Origin of the sequence: Anabaena sp. CCY 0017 (assembly GCF_963920885.1) — a bacterium.
Lineage (GTDB): Bacteria > Cyanobacteriota > Cyanobacteriia > Cyanobacteriales > Nostocaceae > Nodularia.
In genome coordinates this window covers 238,499-257,644 of the sequence record NZ_CAWUDG010000007.1, presented here as the reverse complement: position 1 = coordinate 257,644, position 19,146 = coordinate 238,499, and the positions used below count along the sequence as shown (strand labels likewise).

The following is a 19,146-nucleotide window of genomic DNA, read 5'->3' as shown; positions in this document are numbered from 1 at the left end:
ATTACTAAACCCCCAATGCTACAGATACTAAATTATGACTTTCAAAAATTAACCTTCTTCTTGACGGTCGATTTTTTGTCCTGGGGAAGATTCATAAAGAGCATCTAACTGTTGACGAGCATCTTCAACGTTAACTGAACGCATGACTAACAGAGGTTCTTTAATTAAATTACCCGCGTTATCTAATAATTCTGGGTGGGGAATAAATTGTTTTCTCGAAGACATATAGCCTTGATTATCCATTGATGAGTATTTACCGGGATAAACTCGTTCTCGATCAAAACTGAACATAATCAAGTTGCGGATTAAGTTAGCTACGGCTAGAACAGCCAGAATTGTAAAAGCCAGAATGTAAAGTAGGTGTAACATCGGATTTTCCTCTAAGAGCAGCAAGTTTTAAAACGTTATTCGGTAGCCTTTTGCTTCGCCTATATTGTGAGAGTCGGCAAAGATGAATATCTCACGCACCTTGGTGCGTCTATATCTTGATGGAAAAATTTGTTAATCTATTCAAACTAAAGTAGCATGGGATACATTATTTGTTAATAAAAATAATGTTAAGGATTTTGAATCTTTAATGCGACTTGTATAGTGTCTTGTTCTGATGCCAATCAGGCTGTAAAAAATCAACCAACGCGTACTCTTAGACTTCCTGTGCCTGACGAAAGCGCATTGATACATTCCAGCATTCTGTGACTAATCTGTGCCAAGGCATTAAGGTGGTCATCTCAATGCCGACTTGTCCATCCGTGGCGGTAAATAGCATTTTTGCTGCGTTTAGCTCCTCTTGCGCTTGCTTGACTCGCAAAAGTAAATCTGATTGTTCTTCTTGACTCATAAATGAGAATTGCCCGGTTTCTAACAATTCACGCGATCGCGCAAACCAATAATTAAAATCCTCTAATAGAGGTTCTAACACCGTTTTCAGCATCTCAGCCCCTGGTACATTCGAGTCTCGCATAAATAAAAAGTATATTTCTAACTTCTCTAAGAATATTAACATTTTTTACAAAATTTAACATTATTTTAGACTATCTCCTCAGATAGATTGTGGAAACATCTCTCCTAATCGCGACGAAATAGACTATAATCATAATTTGCGTAAGCTTTGTGTAAACTTCAAAAAATATAAAAAAGCTATACAAAATATATACAGTCAAAGTATTTTCAGCCGAGCCTCAGCGTAGCTCACAGTCGGTATAGTGAGCCAATAGTCGATAATTTCCCACTTTGGTGCTGAGTTCTTAACACTCATCTGCTGTGGTTTATGAGAAAAGCATTAATAAAACTGGAATATTAAAGTCAACTTGGCAGCGAATATAGCAGGCATACTCGCTATATTTGAAGCAACACCTGAAAGTGCTAAGTGAGTAGGGGCGGGTTGAAGCAATCAGTCTGTGGTTCGTCGAAATCCTTAGTAAACCCGCTCGGACACCGAGTGCTGAGTAAGTTTCTTCTCCCCTGCTCCTCTGCCTCTTCCCACTCCCTGGGTAGATTTTTCACAGCTTCAACAACTAAAATTATCTTTTTGTAATCACTTCGCTAATGGTTCAGCAACCGATGTCGCCAAATTCAACTCTCAGTCCATCAGAACAACCTGAAAAAATATATTTACCGCGTACCAGCGAATCGGAAACATTAAAGCAGATTCGCCACACAGCTTCCCACGTAATGGCAATGGCGGTACAAAAGCTGTTTCCTAAAGCGCAAGTTACAATCGGTCCCTGGATTGAAAATGGTTTTTACTACGACTTCGATAGTCCAGAACCATTTAGCGAAAATGATTTGAAAGCCATCAAGAAAGAGATGGTGAAGATTATTAATCGCAAATTACCTGTAATTCGGGAAGAAGTCAGCCGAGGAGAGGCTGAAAAAAGAATCTCAGAAATTCAAGAACCTTACAAACTCGAAATTCTGGGAGATATTAAACAAGAACCGATCACAATTTACCATCTGGGGAATGAATGGTGGGATTTGTGCGCCGGACCTCACGTAGAAAACACCAGCCAATTAAACCCCAAAGCGATTGAATTAGAAAGTGTTGCCGGTGCTTATTGGCGTGGGGATGAAACCAAGGCGCAGTTACAACGCATCTATGCGACTGCTTGGGAAAGTCCAGAACAACTGGCTGAGTATAAGCGGCGCAAAGAGGAAGCGCTACGAAGAGACCACCGTAAACTCGGTAAGGAACTGGGTTTATTTATATTTTCCGAACAAGTGGGGCCGGGTTTACCCTTGTGGACTCCTAAAGGTACTTTGTTGCGGAGTGTGTTAGAAGATTTCCTCAAGAAGGAACAACTCAAACGCGGATATTTACCTGTGGTAACGCCGCATATTGCGAGAGTGGATTTATTTAAAACCTCTGGACACTGGCAAAAGTATAAGGAAGATATGTTTCCTTTGATGTCGGATGATGAGGAAGCCGCAGCTTTAGAGCAAGGTTTTGTCCTCAAGCCGATGAATTGTCCTTTTCATATCCAAATATACAAGAATGAGTTACGTTCCTATCGGGAATTACCAATTAGATTTGCCGAATTTGGTACTGTTTACCGCTACGAACAATCAGGAGAATTGGGTGGTTTAACCAGAGTGCGCGGTTTTACTGTGGATGATTCGCACCTGTTTGTAACTCCCGAACAGCTAGACAGTGAATTTCTGAATGTGGTGGATTTGATTTTGTCGGTGTTTAAGAGTCTGCAATTGAAGAATTTTAAAGCTAGACTCAGTTTCCGCGATCCAGCCAGTGATAAGTATATCGGTTCTAATGAAGTTTGGGATAAAGCCGAAGGTGCAATTCGCCGCGCTGTGGAAAAGTTGGGAATGAATTACTTTGAGGGGATTGGGGAAGCGGCGTTTTATGGTCCCAAACTAGATTTTATCTTTAGTGATGCCTTAGAACGGGAGTGGCAATTAGGAACTGTTCAGGTAGATTACAACTTACCAGAACGCTTTGATTTGGAATATGTAGCTGAAGATGGTTCCCGCCAACGTCCTGTGATGATTCACCGTGCGCCGTTTGGTTCTCTAGAACGGCTAATTGGGATTTTGATTGAAGAGTACGCTGGTGATTTTCCTTTATGGTTAGCACCTGTACAAGCGAGATTGTTACCAGTGGGTGAAGCACAGCTAGATTTTGCTAAGGATGTCGCCGCAAAAATGGTGGCTGAGGGTATCCGTGCAGAAGTCGATACCAGTGGCGATCGCTTGGGTAAAATCATCCGCAATGCAGAGAAACAAAAAATCCCCGTCATGGCGGTGATCGGAGCCAAAGAAGTTGAATCTAACAGCTTGAGTATCCGTACCCGTGCGTCTGGGGAGTTGGGAGCTATCCCTGTGGATGAAGTGGTGGATAAGATGAAGAGTGCGATCGCTAATTTCGAGAACTTCTAGCTACAGCATTTCGCTAGTAAAGGAAGGATACATTTTAAACGCAGAGGCGCGCTGAGGTTCACGCAAAGGTGCGCTGAGGTTTCAGATAACTTGAGGTGTGGCTTAATTTGGGTATTTGAAAATCTTAGATCCTCACCTTTGCGCCTCTGCGCCTTTGCGTGAAACTCTCTTATATTTTAATTTGGTATCCAAGGGCCAATGACGGTTTGACCTTGTTTTTCCTTCTCAGCTAATTCTAAATTCAATGTCAGCAATTTTTCTAAAATATCATCTTTAGTTTTAAACTTATAGGCTTGCATTACCAATTTATCTAACTGTTCATGCAGTTTATAAAGTTGGCTGCTGGGTTCGTTAAAAAATTTATTATATAGTGTGGTGATTCCCCACTGTTTCGACTCCATTTGTTCTGTGCGATATTGATGGAGTTCTTCAGCTTTGGCGCGAATTTGTTGGACTAATTTAGCGTCGGGGGTTTGGGGAAAGGGGAAGGTTTCAAAGCAAGTATTGTGAGTGTAGGCGATATCTGCTTTTAATGTTGATTTTTGCGCGTGCATCCAAGTACGATGGATGTTAGATGAAAGAATGCCCAGGACATAGAAATCATCGGAAGTAACAGCTTTAGTTTTATTACCTGATAGCCATTCAGCAGGACAGGGAATAAAAATTGCCCATTTTGATACTTCAGGAACTGCAAAGTAAAATGATAGAGATGAAATAGCATTCCTCATTTCTATTCTTTTACCTTCATATTTCCACCAGTTAAGCTTCAATTTTTCATTGCGATTATTTTGGCGTTCTAATGGAATAGTTTGCTTGACGTGTGTAAATGGTAATTTATAATCAATAGCATCTTCAATACTCATATCATTAAAATCAATAATCCATCTTTCAGGTTTACCATGAGGATTTTTAGCTAAATTCGCACCCATTGAAAATAGTTTTAATACTTCTTGATTTTTAACATCAGCTTTTATCCATTCCTGTACTTGTTCTTTGGTTACAATAAATCCTTTTCCGTTAGGAATTACACCTTGAAAACATTTATTAAGGTTGGCTTTTAATCGTACAGCCTGAGAAACATCAACACTAGATTTCAGTGCAGAATTAATTTGTGAAACTATCTGATTATCTAAATAATATTTTTCCGGTTTATCCCTACACCAATTTACAATACTTACATGAACCTTAGCTTCACCCGACCAAGGTTGTGTAGAAACAGCCTCATGAATATAACCATTATTTTGAGTAATATAATCTAAAGTTGCAACTCTGCTTTTACCTTGACTGACTGAATTTGTCGCAACGAAACCTACTCTACCTTTTTGATCAATATGTTCATGAGCTAATCGAAACCAATAAGCACAAAAATCTATATCTTTAACATCAGGAAAGCGTTGAAAGACTTTATCTATATATTCATCACCTAAAGCGATTCTAATATGTTTACCACCTAAAAATGGCGGATTACCAATAATAGCATTCGCCTTTGTCCATTCACTAAATAAAGCATCCTGACAAACAATATTTTTATCCAAAGAATCCAAAGGTAAGGGAGGCTCAGTTAATTGTAAATTATCAATTGCAATCTTCCGCGCAATCATCAATGTAACCCGCGCCAATTCCACCGCAAAGGGATTCGTATCCATTCCATAAAATTGCAGAGGAGTCACCAAACCCATCAGCATTTGCTTATCTTCCGATTTTCCACGCTGTTGTAACTTCTCTAATAGTAAACTTTCAATTCTTTTCAATTCCTGATACGCTATATAGAGAAAATTACCAGAACCACAAGCCGGGTCAAGTACGCGATAACTTTGTAATTCTAATTGTAGTTGAGAAAGTTCCTTAATTGAGCCAGCCGCATCAATTCTATCTTCCCAATAACGGCTAATAGTCGGACGAACAATTTTCATAATGTCCGCTTCCGAAGTGTAATGAATACCCTTGGCGTGACGCTCTTTTTTATCTACAGTCCCTTCAAATAAATTCCCAAAAATAGCCGGACGTACCTTACTCCAATTCTCCTTAGCTGAGACATCCAAAAAATTCAATTCTTCCCTTGTCAACTCAATCGCTTGAATCTGAGAAAATAACCCACCATTGAAATAATCTACACCTTTATAACGTCCTGCTGGCGTTTTTCCTTGCAGATTCATTTCCCGAAATAAACCACCCAAAACATCATAAGAACTCGCCCCAGCCATACACTCTTGAACACAGGAAATAAACATATCACGGGGTAAAAGTTGCCTATCTTCAGCAAACATCGCCAGCACGCATTGCAAAATAAAGCGCTGCGCTGTCAACTTCTCAATTCCCCGCTTTTCCAGTTCCAACAGCAACTCACCCATGCGACGTGCCGCCCGTTCTGTCACCTCCACCTGGTTATTATTGAAAACAGGAGTTTTATTCCCAAACTCCATAAACGCAAAAGCTCCCGCCCTTTCTGGCAGTTGCTCCAGGGAAATTTTATCTACAGGTGTATCTAGCTGAATATCAAAGTCAAAGATCCAAAACTCATCAAAATTGCACAGCAAAACATAACGTGGACGGTCTGGTACTAACCGTGTCCAATAATCAAAAGCCTGGGAATAATGCTTACTTAAATCCTCCCCCCGCTTCTTCATCTCAATCAACACACGGGGTTTCCAGACCAAATCAGCAAAACCCGTTTTACCCGTCTTACTGCCCTTTTTTATTGCTTCCTCATAACTCGCCCCAGCTTCCAGCGCCCCTTCATGCCCAAAAGCCCGAAAAAAGCGGTCTAAAAACGTTTGCGCTTCCTTCCTTTCCTGTCCTGTGATGTGCTGCTGACAAAAACTAACAAACTTATTCAGACTTTCCGGTGTCGCTGCTGCCATGTTGAATTGGGAATTGCCCTAAGTAGTTTTAATAATTCCCATGTTATGTATTAATCAACACAAATGGGAAAATTATATTAGATGTCTAATACAATTCACTTAAGCATTTCTTCCTTCTCTCTGTGTCCTCTGCGCCTCTGGGGTTCGTAAAAAAATTTACTCTGACAAAAAATTTGGTTCCTTAACTGAACCATATAGCTCCCTATGCTTCCCAGTCCTGACGAGTATCACAAAGAAAATTCTCTGCCATAACATCATCAAATAAATAGGGACAAAGCTCTGGAAAAGTGCGTAACGGTAAGTTAGTTTCTCTGAGTGCTAAATCAACTCCCGCTTCAAAACCATCTAACAAGGCTGCTTCTATGCGAGACTTTAAGCTGGGGTTCTGTCGCAAATGCCTATGGATAGCACGACGCTGTTCTCGAATTGTTAAAAACCAACTCCGAGAGCGTTCTTCTAGTTGATATTCCCACTTCAACAGATGACCGATTAATACACTCAGACGACTGACTAATTCCCGATACTCTTGTCGTCCCAAAGCTTGGATTTCCTCTTGCAGATGTTGCCAATCTAGTTCTGGAACTAGCCTCTGCTCCAAAGCTTTAGCCTGTTGCTGTGTCCATCCATAGAAGTCTTGGTCATACAAACAAGGTTCGTCCATATTTCATCAGTTGAATCTTACCAATTCAAAAATACTATAGCAGTATGCACTTGAATAAAGTACATAATAGCCCCCTCCTCGCTTGCGGGGCTACGGTGTACACACAAGTCTTAAAATTCCACCTAATGTTGGGTTTCGTCGTCTGGATCTGGGTTGTTGGCTCGTTGTGGGAACTCCGTCATTGCGAGGAGGAACGACGAAGCAATCGCAAAAACTACGGGATTATGCGATTACTTCGCTCCGCTATCGCTCCACTCGTAATGACAATTTAAAGGGTCTATAAACCTTGAAACCCTTGCAGAAACTACTTGTGTGTACACGGTAGGCTTGCGGGGAGGGGGTTGGGGGTGGGGTTCTTGTATCTCACTTAACTGATAACCGCCATAACAATTGCTTATATTTTCTTCTACCTAACTAGCTTTCGCCTCATCCTCAGATGTTTCAGCCACAGTTGCTAATCTATCCGCCGCAGCGCGCACAATCTCAGCCACTTGACTCAAAGGCATATACTTGATTTGTCTCAAAATCAAATTTATATCGGAAATTTCTTGGATTGGCTCGCCATTTAAGCAGGTGATTAACTCTTGTAGCGTATAGCCTGCTCTGGCTGCTATCTTCACCAAATAGTCGGTATCTGGCACATTCACACCTTTTTCCCACAACTGAACAGCAGTAGCAGAAACTCCTAACAGTTTGCCAAAGGCTCGTTGACTCATGGAACCACGAGCTAATTTGATGATTTCTACCAGTTTTTCTTTGCTTTCAATCTTCACTGCTTATATAGCTAGCCAACTGTGTTTACAAGTTTAGTAAGCAATTATTAAAATTATACTTTTATCTTGACAAGGTTTATTGTTGCTGGTATCTTAAAATAATTACCAGGTAGCAATTCTAATTTTAACCTAGAAATAAATACACAACTAGACTTTTCGGCTTTGCTGCCAATCAAATCAAGGGTGCATCATGTTCCGCAGTCCACGCAAGGTTAAAAAATATCGCCGTTCAGGTCGAAACCTCATCGCCTCTAATAAGATTAAACCAGATCAATGGAACATTTCAGATGCAGAAGTGAAAGAAGCTCTGAAAGTTAAAGGCTACGACGTTAAGCAAGTCAAAAAAATCCGTTGTCTCAAGCATCAGGTGTGTATTTCCTACTGGGATGCAAATAATAACGTCTGCTGTAGCTTTTTCAGTTATCGGATTTTTGCCCGTTGGCAAACAGACGTGGAAAAATTAATTGACTACTGCCCAACCCTGGCAGAATGGAAGAAGTTAAATCACATCATCCAGTACGAGTTTGCATATTACCATTATCTCAGTGAAATCTCAGAAGCACTCAGCAACGCATTAGAAAACCGCCTGTATGTATTGCAAGCTACAGAACAACTAGCGGTTTTCTAGGAAGTTTAACAGGCACAAATTAGTTAGAACTAGAAGTTGCTAACTCTGCTAGGCGTTCTTGCTGGTCTTGAGAGATACAAGATTGAATCACCGTTTCTAACTCACCTTCTAAGACAGGATTCAGAGAATAATTCTGTCCTAGACGGTGGTCGGTAACGCGGTTATCTTTATAATTGTAGGTACGGATTTTTTCTGATCGTGATCCTGTCCCAACTTGCGATCGCCTCATGGAAGTTACCGCATCTTGTTGTTCGGCTAACTTCATTTCGTACAGTTTTGCCCGCAGGATTTGCATCGCCCGTTCTTTGTTTTGCAACTGGCTACGTTCTTCTGTACAGAAAATGCGGATACCTGTGGGTTTGTGGAACAAGTCAGCAGCCGTTTCCACTTTGTTGACGTTTTGTCCACCAGCGCCACCAGAACGAGCTGTACTCATTTCAATATCCTTGGGATCAATGTGAATTTCCACATCATCCACTTCTGGCATAATTGCTACTGTGGCGGTAGAGGTGTGAACTCGTCCCCCAGCTTCAGTTGCTGGTACACGCTGTACACGATGTACTCCCGCTTCAAACTTCAGCTGACTGTAAACGCTATCACCTTGAATTTCTAGGATTACTTCTTTAAAGCCACCCATTTCTCCCAGTGACTCGCTCACCAGTTTGACTTTCCAATGCTGGAGTTCAGCATAGCGGGAGTACATCCGCAGTAAATCTCCAGCCCAAATACTCGCTTCATCGCCACCAGTACCAGCGCGAATTTCCAACATGATGTTTTTATCATCATTGGGGTCGCGGGGTAACAGCAACACCTTCAAGCGAGCTTCTAAATGTTCTAGTTTTTCTTCTAACTCATTAACTTCCAAAGCTGCCATTTCGTGCAGATCTGGATCACTGTTGGCCTCTTTGTATATCTGACGCGCCCCTGCTAATTCTTCAGTCGCAATCTTCCAGGTTTCGTAGGTATTTACTACCTCTTCCAAAGATGACCGAGACTTGGCGATTTTTTGATACTCATCAGGATTGCTAGCAGTATCAGGATCAGCCAGACGACGGGTTAATTCATGAAAGGTTTGTTCAACAGATTTAAGTTTATCTAGTAAGTATGATTCAGCCATGACCAATGCGCTCCTTAAAAATAACAACTTGGCTCGCCCAAAAATGACAATCGACCCAGCAGTTGCAGGGTCGTCGTTAACAGCAGAGCCAAACCGCTACTTTTCTTGAGTTTCTTCTGCGGCTTGAGTGCTGCTCATACCGTACTTACGCAAGAAGCGTTCAACTCGACCTTCAGTGTCGATCAGCTTCTGAGTACCAGTATAGAAAGGGTGATTTCCAGACCAAACGTCTACGTGTAATTCTGGCTTGGTTGAGCCAATGGTCATGACAACTTGACCGTTACAGTAAACTTTAGCTTCTGGATACCATTGGGGATGAATATCAGATTTAGCCATGTTTTTTGTCTTGAACCTATATCAATTATAACTTTTAGATGAAAAAAGGGATTGGGTCGTAGGGGCGGGTTTAGTCATATCCTCGTTTATGTGGAACGATAGCTATGAACCCGCCCCTAATGGGAACTGGGGAAGAAATTTCTCTATGCCCAATACCCAATACCCAATTTGCTTAACGTTTGGAGTACTGAGGAGCTTTCCGGGCTTTGTGCAAACCATATTTTTTCCGTTCTTTGGCACGGGGGTCACGAGTTAGGTAGCCCTCAGTTTTCAAAGGTGGACGGTTATCTGGGTCTAGTTGACAAAGAGCGCGAGCGACACCTAAACGAATAGAATCAGCTTGTCCTGTCAATCCGCCGCCTTCAGCTTTCACCAAAATGTCGTATTCGTTTTCTAGTCCCAAAGTTTCTAGAGGGTTTTTAATCACTCCCAGGTAGTTGGCGTTGAATTGAAAATACAATTCTCCATCCTTACCATTGACAGTCAATTTACCTTCACCTGGAACCAATCTGACCCGTGCGACTGCGGACTTGCGACGACCAGTACCCCAGTACACGGCGCGACCGCTATTGCTATCTGCTACTACCATTAATTTTCTTCTCCAGGAATTGTATTAATTTTTAGTTCTTTGGGTTTTTGCGCTTCGTGGGGATGAGTTGGCCCAGCGTAGACTTTGAGTTTGGTAAATAACTGCTTACCCAAACTATTTTTAGGGAGCATACCTTTGACGGCGTGTTCTAATATCCGTTCTGGTAGGCGCTGTTGCAATTTAGCGAAGGTTTCTGTTTTCATTCCGCCGGGACGGCCTGAATGGCGACGGTAAAGTTTTTGGCTGCGCTTTTTGCCTGTAACTGCGATTTTTTCGACATTGATCACAATTACAAAGTCACCGGTGTCCATGTGGGGAGTAAATTCGGCTTTCTTTTTGCCTCTCAAAATCATGGCGATTTCGGTGGCGAGGCGGCCGAGGCGTTTATCAGTGGCATCTACTACGTACCACTCACGCTCAAGGGTTGCTTGAGGAGGAAGGTATGTTTTTGTTGTCATTAGAGTTTCGGTTTACAAAAGTGGTGTGGAATTGAGGGAAACGGTTTCTGTTTGGGAATATTCCAAAGGAATATCTGTAGGAAAGACCAATTTAGGCAGGGTTTCGTACCAAATCTCTGGGGAAAAAGGAAAATCTGGATAGCCTACTCGTAACAAACACAAACCCTGGGGAGGGGCAGCGTATTTGACTTCTTCGCGGCGTTCTTCTTGCCAGAGTTCGGTAAAGCCAGCAAGTGTCAGCTTACCTGTGCCTACCTGTGCCAGCATCCCTACTAACAGCCGTACCATGCCATACAAAAATCCATTTGCCTGAATTTCAATATGAAGAAATGGCCCACTACGATGACATTCTGCTGCTTGCACCTCTACCCAAGAATGCGATCGCTTGGAACCTGCACGGTGAAATGCGGCCAAATGATGCTTCCCCATCAAGGGTTGGAGGGCAGCTTGGATTAAGCATTCATCCAGGGGTGCATAATAATAATGCCAACTGAAGGGTCTGACGAACAAGTTCGGCCGATCTTCAGTGTATATCGTGTAGCGATATCGGCGATAGGCAGCACTAAAGCGTGCGTGCCAACGATTATCTACAGCAGCTGAAGCCTTTATCAGTATATCTTGAGGCAGATAGCTATTCAGAATTGATGCCCACCTGTGAGGTGGGATTAATCCTGTGGCTTCAAAATGGGCGACTTGAGCAGCTGCATGAACTCCAGAATCGGTTCGCCCAGCACCATGTAGAGTCACATGATCACCAAGAACCGTAGCGATCGCTGTTTCAATTTCTTCTTGAACTGAACGATGCTGCTTTTGTCTTTGCCAGCCGTGAAAATGAGTGCCGACGTATTGAATTACGAGGGCGACTCTATGGGTTTGGGTAGGAACCGGTTGGCTTTCTAACATACTGATTTTGTCTGTTGGGATCTGTCTTTGCCATTCACTCATGACTCATGACCGATCACCAATCAACTAAACTAGCTCGATGATTGCCATTTTCGCCTGATCTCCCCGGCGAGGAACGGTACGCATGATGCGGGTATAACCGCCTTGGCGTTCGCCGTAACGAGTCGGAGCTTGTTCAAATAAAGCATGAACTAGCTGCTTGTCGTAGATATAACCCAGAGCTTCCCGACGTGCTGACAAAGAGCCGTTTTTAGCTAGGGTAATCATTTTTTCTACTTCACTACGCACAACTTTAGCTCGAATTAAAGTTGTGGTGATTCGACCATGACGGATGATCTCTGTGGTCAACGCTCGCAAGAGGGCGCGACGTTGGTCAGCTGGTTTACTGAGTTTTTTAACTCGACAACGGTGACGCATAATAAGGGACTATCAATGAGTAAAAGTTTGGACTTATGTGTGTTTAGTGCCTCTTTCTTGGGGCAGGGTAATACCTAAACGGCGCTGTAAGGCTTCAACTACCTCTTCTGCTGACTTCTGACCAAAGTTTTTAATTTCTAACAAGTCTTCTTGAGTGAAATCTAATAAATCGGCCACAGAGTTAACTTGTGCGCGTTTGAGACAGTTATAAGCCCGCACAGAAAGTTGTAACTCTTCAATGGGAATTTGGGCGGTGGGGTCGTCTGGGACTTCAGCGCCTGTTTCTGTTGGTTCCAGTGAAATATCTTTCAATGGATTGAATAGCTCTACCAGAATACCAGCTGCTGATGATAGTGCTTCTTGGGGCGAAATACTGCCATTTGTCCAAACTTCTAACAGCAGTCTGTCTTTGGTAATTGAGCTTTCACCACGGGCTTCTTCGACACTGTAGTTAACTTTCCGGACTGGCATAAATACCGAGTCAATTTGCAGAAAGTCCAAGGAAGTAGCTTCTTCACGTCCTCGCTCTACTGTGCGATACCCTTTGCCTTTCTCAATCCGAAATTCCATTTCCAGTTTGCCACCCTCAGCAAGGGTAGCGACATACTGGGTTTGGTCTATGACTTCTACTTCACTGGGCAAATCAAAATGAGCCACAGTAACTGTTGCTGGCCCGTTAACGAGTAATCTGCCAATCTGGGGTTGAGAAGAATAGCTTCTGAGGATAACTTCCTTCATTTTCATGAGGATTTCCAAAACGTCTTCCCGCACACCCGGAACTGTAGCAAACTCGTGGGTTACACCGGCAATTCTCACTGCTGTAACTGCTGTCCCCTCTAGATTCGACAGTAAAACCCGCCGCAGCGCGTTGCCAACTGTTGTTCCTTGACCACGCTCTAGAGGCTCCAGCACAAATTTACTGTAATGGCTCCGACTTTCCTCAGTATTAGATTCTACACATTCAATTTGAAACTGCGCCACGGATTAGCCTCCCTTCTTTAAGGTGCTGCTAGCAGGCAAATCAATTGCCTCCCCAATTTACTTTTTTTCCCCAGCTTTCGCTGGGTAGATTCAACTGCTTTTAATGGCAGTCTAATTTGATTACCCTCTTCAGGGAAAATCATTATTTTTAGTTGTAGTCAGCGATGTTAAGTACAGTGTTGATTGCTTAGAGCTATCAATAAACTGGGTTTATACTCAGCACTCAACACGGGCTAAACGCCCCGCTACCGCTAACAGCACTTTCTTTGCTGTATTTTGGTTGTTCTGAAGTTTAGCAGCCCTCCCGACAGGAAGAGCTGACTTGCTTCTCGGTGCTCAAGCCATTTGAAACAATTTGTAGAGCCAATGCCTAACAAACAGGTTGCATTTAAACTCGGCGGCGCTTGGGTGGACGGCAACCATTGTGAGGAATCGGGGTAATATCCCGAATCAATGTAATTTCCAGTCCTGCACCTTGGATAGCCCGAATCGCGGTTTCTCTACCTGCTCCGGGGCCACTTACCATGACTTCAATTTGGCGCATCCCTTGATCCATAGCCCGACGGGCTGCACTTTCAGCTGCGGTTTGTGCTGCAAAGGGAGTTCCTTTTTTGGCTCCCTTAAAACCGCTTGAACCAGCACTGGCCCAGGAAATAACGTCGCCATTTTGATCGGTAATGGTGACAATGCTATTGTTGAAAGTAGACTGGATGTAGGCCATCCCGTTGGGTACGTTGCGCTTCTGCTTTTTGCTCCCGCCTTTTTTAGTTGGTTGTCTTGCCATATTTGTTTAGTTAATCTAAGGTAAAACTTGCCTGGACGAGCAAGTGTTGAAAGTTTATTTGCCTGGAGCCTTCTTCTTACCAGCCACTGTCTGCCTTCTCCCACGACGGGTTCTAGCATTAGTCCGAGTTCTTTGACCTCTAACTGGTAAGCCCATGCGGTGACGACGACCACGGTAGCAACCAATATCAACCAAGCGTTTAATGCTCATGGCTTCTAAACGCCGTAAGTCACCTTCAACTTGATAGTTGCTTTCGATTTCGCCACGCAGGGCTGCTACGTCAGCATCACTTAGGTCTTTAACACGGGTATCTGGGTTTACACCTGTAGCGGCTAAAATTTCCAGAGACCTTGTTAACCCAATTCCGTAGATATAAGTCAGACCAATTTCAACGCGCTTATCGCGTGGAAGGTCTACTCCGGAAATACGTGCCACAATTAATTTCTCCCTATTGTTATCGCAGTTACTATGACAAAGGCGTGATAATCGCCTTTGTAGCTTTTAATGGTGATTAATCTGTGTGATCACTCTTTGATCTGTCAGAGTGTTAGCCTTGGCGTTGTTTGTGTTTGGGGTTCACGCAAATCACCATAACGCGACCGCGACGGCGGATCACGTTACATTTTTCACACATTTTCTTGACTGAGGCTCGAACTTTCATGCCTTTTTTAATTGACTCCAAATAGTAAATTATAGCATTTTTAGGGAAATTAATTCACTTAAGTAACTGGGTAGAACCCAAAAAGATGGTTTTATGGTAAGATTTTCGACATATAACTATTTTTTCCGCAGTCTATAGGTGATTCTACCTTTTGAGAGGTCGTAGGGGGTCAACTCCACTTTGACGCGATCGCCAGGTAAAATCTTGATGTAATTACGGCGAATCTTACCGGAAATGTGTGCCAAGACATTAAATCCATTGTCCAAATCAACGCGAAACATCGCATTGGGCAAGGATTCAGTGACAGTGCCTTCCATTTCGATCAAATCTTGCTTAGACAATTTGTTTTTTCCTCAATGCAACAATCTCCTTTTTATTCAGTTACAGCACTTCATCTGCAAAAGAACATATTTTGAGAAATATATCAACAGTTTCTTAATATATCTTAGCTAAAATTGGCCTGCATCTTGCCCTTGTGGGGGAGAGACGCGATTGATCGCGTCTGTACTAGGGAGTGAATGGTGATTTTGACAAACCATACTCAGTCTATGAAGTGACGATTTTTTTCAACTCGTGAGTGACTTCTTCTTGGGACTGATCGCCATTGACTGTGATCAATTTCTGACGTTCGCCATAATAATCAATCAATGGCGCAGTTTCAGAACGATAAACGTCTAGACGATGACGGATTACCGCTTCGGTATCATCTTTTCGTCCTCTTTCGAGTAAACGTGCTACCACAACATCATCTGGTGCATCCAGATTAATTACCCTTTCGCCACCCTGGTTCATTTCTGCTAGCAATTTTTCCAGAAAAACTGCTTGTGTGACTTTGCGAGGAAAACCATCAAGAATCCAACCAGATTGCACATCAGGTTGACTAAGACGTTCCTTTACTAAGTCCTGAACTAACTGGTCGGGGACTAAATCGCCGCTATTTACATAACTTTGAGCCTTAATTCCCAAAGAAGTTTGCTCTTGCATAGCTTGCCTTAATATTTCCCCGGTAGAAATATGGGGAATATTCAAATCTTCAGCTAAAATTTGAGCTTGAGTTCCTTTACCAGATCCAGGTGGTCCCAAGAAAATTAATCGAGTCACTGTCACTATTGTTTCACCATTCCTTCATAACGCTGAGAAATAACGTAAGTTTGAACTTGTTTTGCTGTATCAATTGCCACACCTACTAGAATTAGCAAAGAAGTAGCACCCAATCCTCTAAAGGTTGGTACTCCTAAAGCACTTTCCACAGCCGTGGGAATAATAGCCACAAAGCCCAAAAATATCGCACCTAAAAAAGTTAGTCGATTGATCACACGCTCCAGATACTCACTGGTAGCTTTTCCGGGACGAATACCGGGAATGCTAGACCCCATTTTCTTCAAGTTCTGCGCTACATCAACTGGGTTAACAATCAACGAAGAATAGAAGTAACTGAAGAAAATAATTGAGACTAAATAGACCAGAGCGTAAACCCAAGCCCCAGAACCCCCAGGACTGAGATAAGTATTGACAATGTTGGCTATTTCCGGATTTCTGGTAAAATTAGCGATTAAAAGTGGCAAACTTAAAATTGCCGCCGCAAAAATAATCGGCATTACACCCCCCGAATTGAGCCGCAAGGGTAAATAACTCCGTTGTTCTGCCAGTACTCTCCGACCTACTTGGCGACGAGCCGAGATAATCGGGATGCGACGGATGCCTTCTTGAACGAAAACAATCCCCACAATTGTCACGAGGAACACCAAGATCAGAACGATGACGCGACCAATGGTTTCTCTACCACCGACTTGCACCAAGTCAATGGTATCGCCTAAAGCTTTAGGTAACGAAGCCACAATGTTGACAAAAATTAACAATGATGCTCCATTACCAAGTCCTCGTTCTGTAATCAATTCTGATGCCCACATGACAAACATGGAACCAGCTGTTAGAGCGATCGCTGTCTCCAGGACAAATGCTGTACCTGGATTCAAAGCAAATTGATTCAGGAAAATCGCCGAAAAAGCCACACTTTGAATAGTTGCCCACACTACAGTTACATAGCGTGTGATCTGCGAAATTTTTCGCCGACCTTGCTCCCCTTCATTTTTCTGTAAATTTTCTAAAGATGGAATGGCCGCCGTGAGTAATTGGATAATAATGGACGCATTAATAAAGGGTAAAATCCCCAAAGCGAAGATTCCCAAAGTGGAAAGTCCTCGTCCAGAAAATATATCCAATAAACCGAAGACGGCATTATTACCAGCTATTGCTTCAGCAAACCTAGCTCTATCAAGGCCAGGCACTGGCAAAAATATACCGAGGCGAACCAAAATTAAAATACCGACGGTGACAAGCAGCCTACCTCTGAGGCCAGCTGCTTGCGCCATCTGCATAAAAGTTTCTTGAGCCGTTGGGGCTTTTTCTCGACTGATCATAGAATGCTACCTCTATAGTGAACCAGGCGCTGGCAGCGAGTTAGCTTGCAAAGTGCGCTTTTCCGGCTCACTTATAAAACTTCGCAACTACCACCAGCTGCTTCAATTTTGCTCCGAGCTTGTCCTGTAAAAGCTGCTGCTTGTACCTTTAGAGATACATTCAATTCGCCGTTGCCCAAAACTTTCAATGGACCCTTAGCAGCAGTTAAGATTCCTGCCTCTCTGAGGGAAGCCAAAGTTACTTCTGTATCAGCAGGAAGGGAAGCTAGTTTCTCTACATTAATCGTAGTGTAAACTTTCCGATTCACCACTGGAAAGCCCTTGAGCTTAGGTACTCGGCGGTACAATGGTTGTTGACCACCTTCAAAACCAGGTCTGGTACCGCTACCAGACCGAGATTTTTGACCTCTCATCCCTAAACCAGCGCTAGCGCCTTGACCTGCGGAAATACCCCTAGCTACGCGGCGACGGCGTTTCTTTGAACCTTTTTGGGGCTTAACATCGTTGAGTCTCATGATGTAATTAGTAATTGTTTACACGTTCACTATTGACTGACTGTTCACTGTTGAGTGATGACTGTTGAGTGACAACCGTCAACCATTCTAAATGTAGAGTTTTTCAATAGGAATACCCCGGTCTTCAGCCACTTCCGAAAGAGTACGTAGTGTAGATAAGGCATTCACTGCGGCTCTAGCATTGTTGAGTGGATTGTTGGAACCAAGTTGCTTGGCCAAGATGTTACGAACTCCTGCCAATTCCAGGACAGTCCGAACCGCACCACCAGCAATTACCCCAGTACCAGGGGCAGCAGGACGCATCATCACCTTAGCACCGCCACCCACACCATCAATAGGATGAGGAATGGAGTTAGATTTGGTCATAGGGATATCAATCAGATGTTTTTTGCCATCGGCTACACCTTTTTTAACAGCACCGATGACATCTGAGGCTTTGCCTACTCCGACACCAACTTGACCACGTTCATTACCGACGACCACAATAGCCCGGAAGCTAAGTTTTTTACCTCCCTTGACGACCTTGCTCACCCGGCGGATTTGGATGACTCGCTCTTGCCAAGTAGTTTCTTCTTTTTTTGTGCGGTTCGCTTTACGACGACCAGTTGCCATAATCAAATGCTCTCTATTAGTCAGTTGTCTTTTGTCTTTTGTCATTTATCCTTAGCCAATGACTAATGACTAATGACTAATGACTTTAGAAATCTAAACCAGCTTCGCGGGCTGCATCAGCGAGGGCTTTGACACGACCATGATATAAGTTGCCACCGCGATCAAAGACTACTTGGGTAATGCCTTTTTCTAACAATCGCACTGCTATCAACTTGCCGACTTGCGCTGATGCGTCACGAGTAGCACCTGTAGCTGAATTAGATTTCAAATCTGCTTCCAGCGTCGAGGCTGCTACTAATGTGTGATGCTGAGTATCGTCAATTACTTGAGCGTAAATATGTTCGTTGGAACGAAACACGGCTAAACGTGGACGTGCTAGGGTTCCTTGAACTTTATTACGAACGCGCCGATGGCGACGCTGTTTTGATTCTCTACGAGTAAGTTTCATTTTTACTTCTTACCACTCTTACCAGTCTTACCAGCCTTGCGTCTGACCACTTCACCGGCATAACGAATCCCTTTACCTTTGTATGGTTCTGGGGGACGAACGGCGCGGATCTTCGCTGCTGTGTTACCTACTATTTCTTTGTCGTAACCACTGACGACGATGTTTGTGTTAGTTTCTACAACAAACTCAACTCCGTCTGGTGGCACAATATGCACTTGATGGCTATAACCAATATTCAAAACTAGGTTACGTCCTTGAAGTTGGGCGCGATAACCTACACCTTGAATTTCCAAGCGACGCTTAAAGCCTTGGGAAACTCCCTCGACCATGTTAGCGACCAAGGTACGGCTTAAACCGTGCATTTGCCGAGAGACACGGGTCTCATCACGACGGGTGACATTTAATATTTCCCCTTCTTGGGAGACAATGACATTGGATGACAAAGTGCGAGAAAGTTGCCCTTTGGGGCCTTTCACCAAAACTTTGGGGCCATCAATTGTCACTTCCACTTTGGCGGGAATAGTAATTGGTTGTTTACCAATACGAGACATGATTTTTTGTCCTTTATCTTGAGTCCTGAGCGCTAAGGACT

General features: G+C 43.2%; 24 protein-coding genes. 2 read left to right on the top strand and 22 right to left on the bottom strand.

Features of this window, described 5'->3' with window-relative positions:
- Positions 1–48: 48 nt before the first annotated feature.
- On the bottom strand, positions 49–369 hold the full coding sequence (locus ACM0OW_RS11860) for a DUF2973 domain-containing protein (RefSeq protein ID WP_414550290.1): 321 nt from the start codon (positions 367–369) through the stop codon (positions 49–51).
- A gap of 274 nt (positions 370–643) precedes the next feature.
- Positions 644–961, bottom strand: coding sequence for a DUF2605 domain-containing protein (locus ACM0OW_RS11855; RefSeq protein WP_414550289.1), 318 nt, complete (start codon positions 959–961; stop codon positions 644–646).
- A 584-nt stretch (positions 962–1,545) separates the two neighbouring features.
- On the opposite strand from ACM0OW_RS11855, the gene thrS reads away from it, so the two are divergent.
- Positions 1,546–3,390, top strand: coding sequence for a threonine--tRNA ligase (gene thrS / locus ACM0OW_RS11850; RefSeq protein WP_414550288.1), 1,845 nt, complete (start codon positions 1,546–1,548; stop codon positions 3,388–3,390).
- 176 nt (positions 3,391–3,566) lie between these two features.
- Here the strand turns inward: thrS and ACM0OW_RS11845 are convergent, their stop codons facing one another.
- From ACM0OW_RS11845 to ACM0OW_RS11835, 3 genes are all read right to left on the bottom strand, one after another.
- On the bottom strand, positions 3,567–6,251 hold the full coding sequence (locus ACM0OW_RS11845) for a DNA methyltransferase (RefSeq protein WP_414550287.1): 2,685 nt from the start codon (positions 6,249–6,251) through the stop codon (positions 3,567–3,569).
- Positions 6,252–6,453: 202 nt separating this feature from the next.
- A complete protein-coding gene (locus ACM0OW_RS11840) occupies positions 6,454–6,912 on the bottom strand; it encodes a DUF29 domain-containing protein (RefSeq protein ID WP_414550286.1) in 459 nt (152 codons plus the stop codon).
- A 410-nt stretch (positions 6,913–7,322) separates the two neighbouring features.
- A complete protein-coding gene (locus ACM0OW_RS11835) occupies positions 7,323–7,685 on the bottom strand; it encodes a helix-turn-helix domain-containing protein (protein ID WP_414550285.1) in 363 nt (120 codons plus the stop codon).
- A gap of 190 nt (positions 7,686–7,875) precedes the next feature.
- Between ACM0OW_RS11835 and ACM0OW_RS11830 the strand changes: the two genes are divergently transcribed.
- Complete coding sequence (locus ACM0OW_RS11830; RefSeq protein ID WP_414550284.1) at positions 7,876–8,313, top strand: hypothetical protein; 438 nt, start codon at positions 7,876–7,878, stop codon at positions 8,311–8,313.
- A 19-nt stretch (positions 8,314–8,332) separates the two neighbouring features.
- On the opposite strand, the gene prfA is transcribed toward ACM0OW_RS11830, so the two are convergent.
- From prfA to rplF, 17 genes are all read right to left on the bottom strand, one after another.
- Positions 8,333–9,430, bottom strand: a complete 1,098-nt coding sequence (gene prfA / locus ACM0OW_RS11825) for a peptide chain release factor 1 (RefSeq protein WP_414550283.1) — start codon at positions 9,428–9,430, stop codon at positions 8,333–8,335.
- Positions 9,431–9,526: 96 nt separating this feature from the next.
- Entirely contained in the window at positions 9,527–9,766 is a 240-nt protein-coding gene (gene rpmE / locus ACM0OW_RS11820; protein WP_414550282.1) for a 50S ribosomal protein L31, read from the bottom strand.
- A gap of 172 nt (positions 9,767–9,938) precedes the next feature.
- On the bottom strand, positions 9,939–10,355 hold the full coding sequence (gene rpsI, locus ACM0OW_RS11815) for a 30S ribosomal protein S9 (RefSeq protein ID WP_414550281.1): 417 nt from the start codon (positions 10,353–10,355) through the stop codon (positions 9,939–9,941).
- Positions 10,355–10,813: a 50S ribosomal protein L13 gene (rplM, locus tag ACM0OW_RS11810; RefSeq protein ID WP_414550280.1), complete on the bottom strand. Its 459-nt coding sequence runs from the start codon at positions 10,811–10,813 to the stop codon at positions 10,355–10,357. Before rplM ends, rpsI begins: the two co-directional genes overlap by 1 nt.
- 12 nt (positions 10,814–10,825) lie before the next feature.
- Entirely contained in the window at positions 10,826–11,716 is an 891-nt protein-coding gene (gene truA, locus ACM0OW_RS11805; RefSeq protein ID WP_414550335.1) for a tRNA pseudouridine(38-40) synthase TruA, read from the bottom strand.
- 66 nt (positions 11,717–11,782) lie between these two features.
- On the bottom strand, positions 11,783–12,133 hold the full coding sequence (rplQ, locus tag ACM0OW_RS11800) for a 50S ribosomal protein L17 (protein WP_089090549.1): 351 nt from the start codon (positions 12,131–12,133) through the stop codon (positions 11,783–11,785).
- A gap of 33 nt (positions 12,134–12,166) precedes the next feature.
- Positions 12,167–13,114, bottom strand: coding sequence for a DNA-directed RNA polymerase subunit alpha (locus ACM0OW_RS11795; RefSeq protein WP_414550279.1), 948 nt, complete (start codon positions 13,112–13,114; stop codon positions 12,167–12,169).
- Between the two features lie 388 nt (positions 13,115–13,502).
- Positions 13,503–13,898, bottom strand: coding sequence for a 30S ribosomal protein S11 (gene rpsK, locus ACM0OW_RS11790; protein ID WP_006196721.1), 396 nt, complete (start codon positions 13,896–13,898; stop codon positions 13,503–13,505).
- A gap of 54 nt (positions 13,899–13,952) precedes the next feature.
- Positions 13,953–14,333 (bottom strand): 30S ribosomal protein S13, encoded by a 381-nt coding sequence (rpsM, locus tag ACM0OW_RS11785; protein ID WP_063873734.1) that lies wholly within the window; start codon positions 14,331–14,333, stop codon positions 13,953–13,955.
- Positions 14,334–14,445: 112 nt separating this feature from the next.
- Positions 14,446–14,559, bottom strand: a complete 114-nt coding sequence (rpmJ, locus tag ACM0OW_RS11780) for a 50S ribosomal protein L36 (protein WP_006196723.1) — start codon at positions 14,557–14,559, stop codon at positions 14,446–14,448.
- 116 nt (positions 14,560–14,675) lie between these two features.
- Positions 14,676–14,900 (bottom strand): translation initiation factor IF-1, encoded by a 225-nt coding sequence (gene infA, locus ACM0OW_RS11775; RefSeq protein WP_006196724.1) that lies wholly within the window; start codon positions 14,898–14,900, stop codon positions 14,676–14,678.
- A gap of 205 nt (positions 14,901–15,105) precedes the next feature.
- Positions 15,106–15,660, bottom strand: coding sequence for an adenylate kinase (locus tag ACM0OW_RS11770; protein WP_414550334.1), 555 nt, complete (start codon positions 15,658–15,660; stop codon positions 15,106–15,108).
- A 5-nt stretch (positions 15,661–15,665) separates the two neighbouring features.
- Positions 15,666–16,979, bottom strand: a complete 1,314-nt coding sequence (gene secY / locus ACM0OW_RS11765; protein WP_414550278.1) for a preprotein translocase subunit SecY — start codon at positions 16,977–16,979, stop codon at positions 15,666–15,668.
- Positions 16,980–17,050: 71 nt separating this feature from the next.
- Entirely contained in the window at positions 17,051–17,494 is a 444-nt protein-coding gene (rplO, locus tag ACM0OW_RS11760; protein ID WP_414550277.1) for a 50S ribosomal protein L15, read from the bottom strand.
- An 87-nt stretch (positions 17,495–17,581) separates the two neighbouring features.
- Positions 17,582–18,106, bottom strand: a complete 525-nt coding sequence (gene rpsE / locus ACM0OW_RS11755) for a 30S ribosomal protein S5 (RefSeq protein WP_006196728.1) — start codon at positions 18,104–18,106, stop codon at positions 17,582–17,584.
- 85 nt (positions 18,107–18,191) lie between these two features.
- Positions 18,192–18,554 carry a 50S ribosomal protein L18 gene (gene rplR, locus ACM0OW_RS11750; protein WP_414550275.1) on the bottom strand — a complete coding sequence of 121 codons (363 nt, stop codon included), beginning with the start codon at positions 18,552–18,554 and terminating at the stop codon, positions 18,192–18,194.
- Between the two features lie 2 nt (positions 18,555–18,556).
- Complete coding sequence (gene rplF, locus ACM0OW_RS11745) at positions 18,557–19,105, bottom strand: 50S ribosomal protein L6 (RefSeq protein ID WP_414550274.1); 549 nt, start codon at positions 19,103–19,105, stop codon at positions 18,557–18,559.
- Positions 19,106–19,146 lie beyond the last annotated feature (41 nt).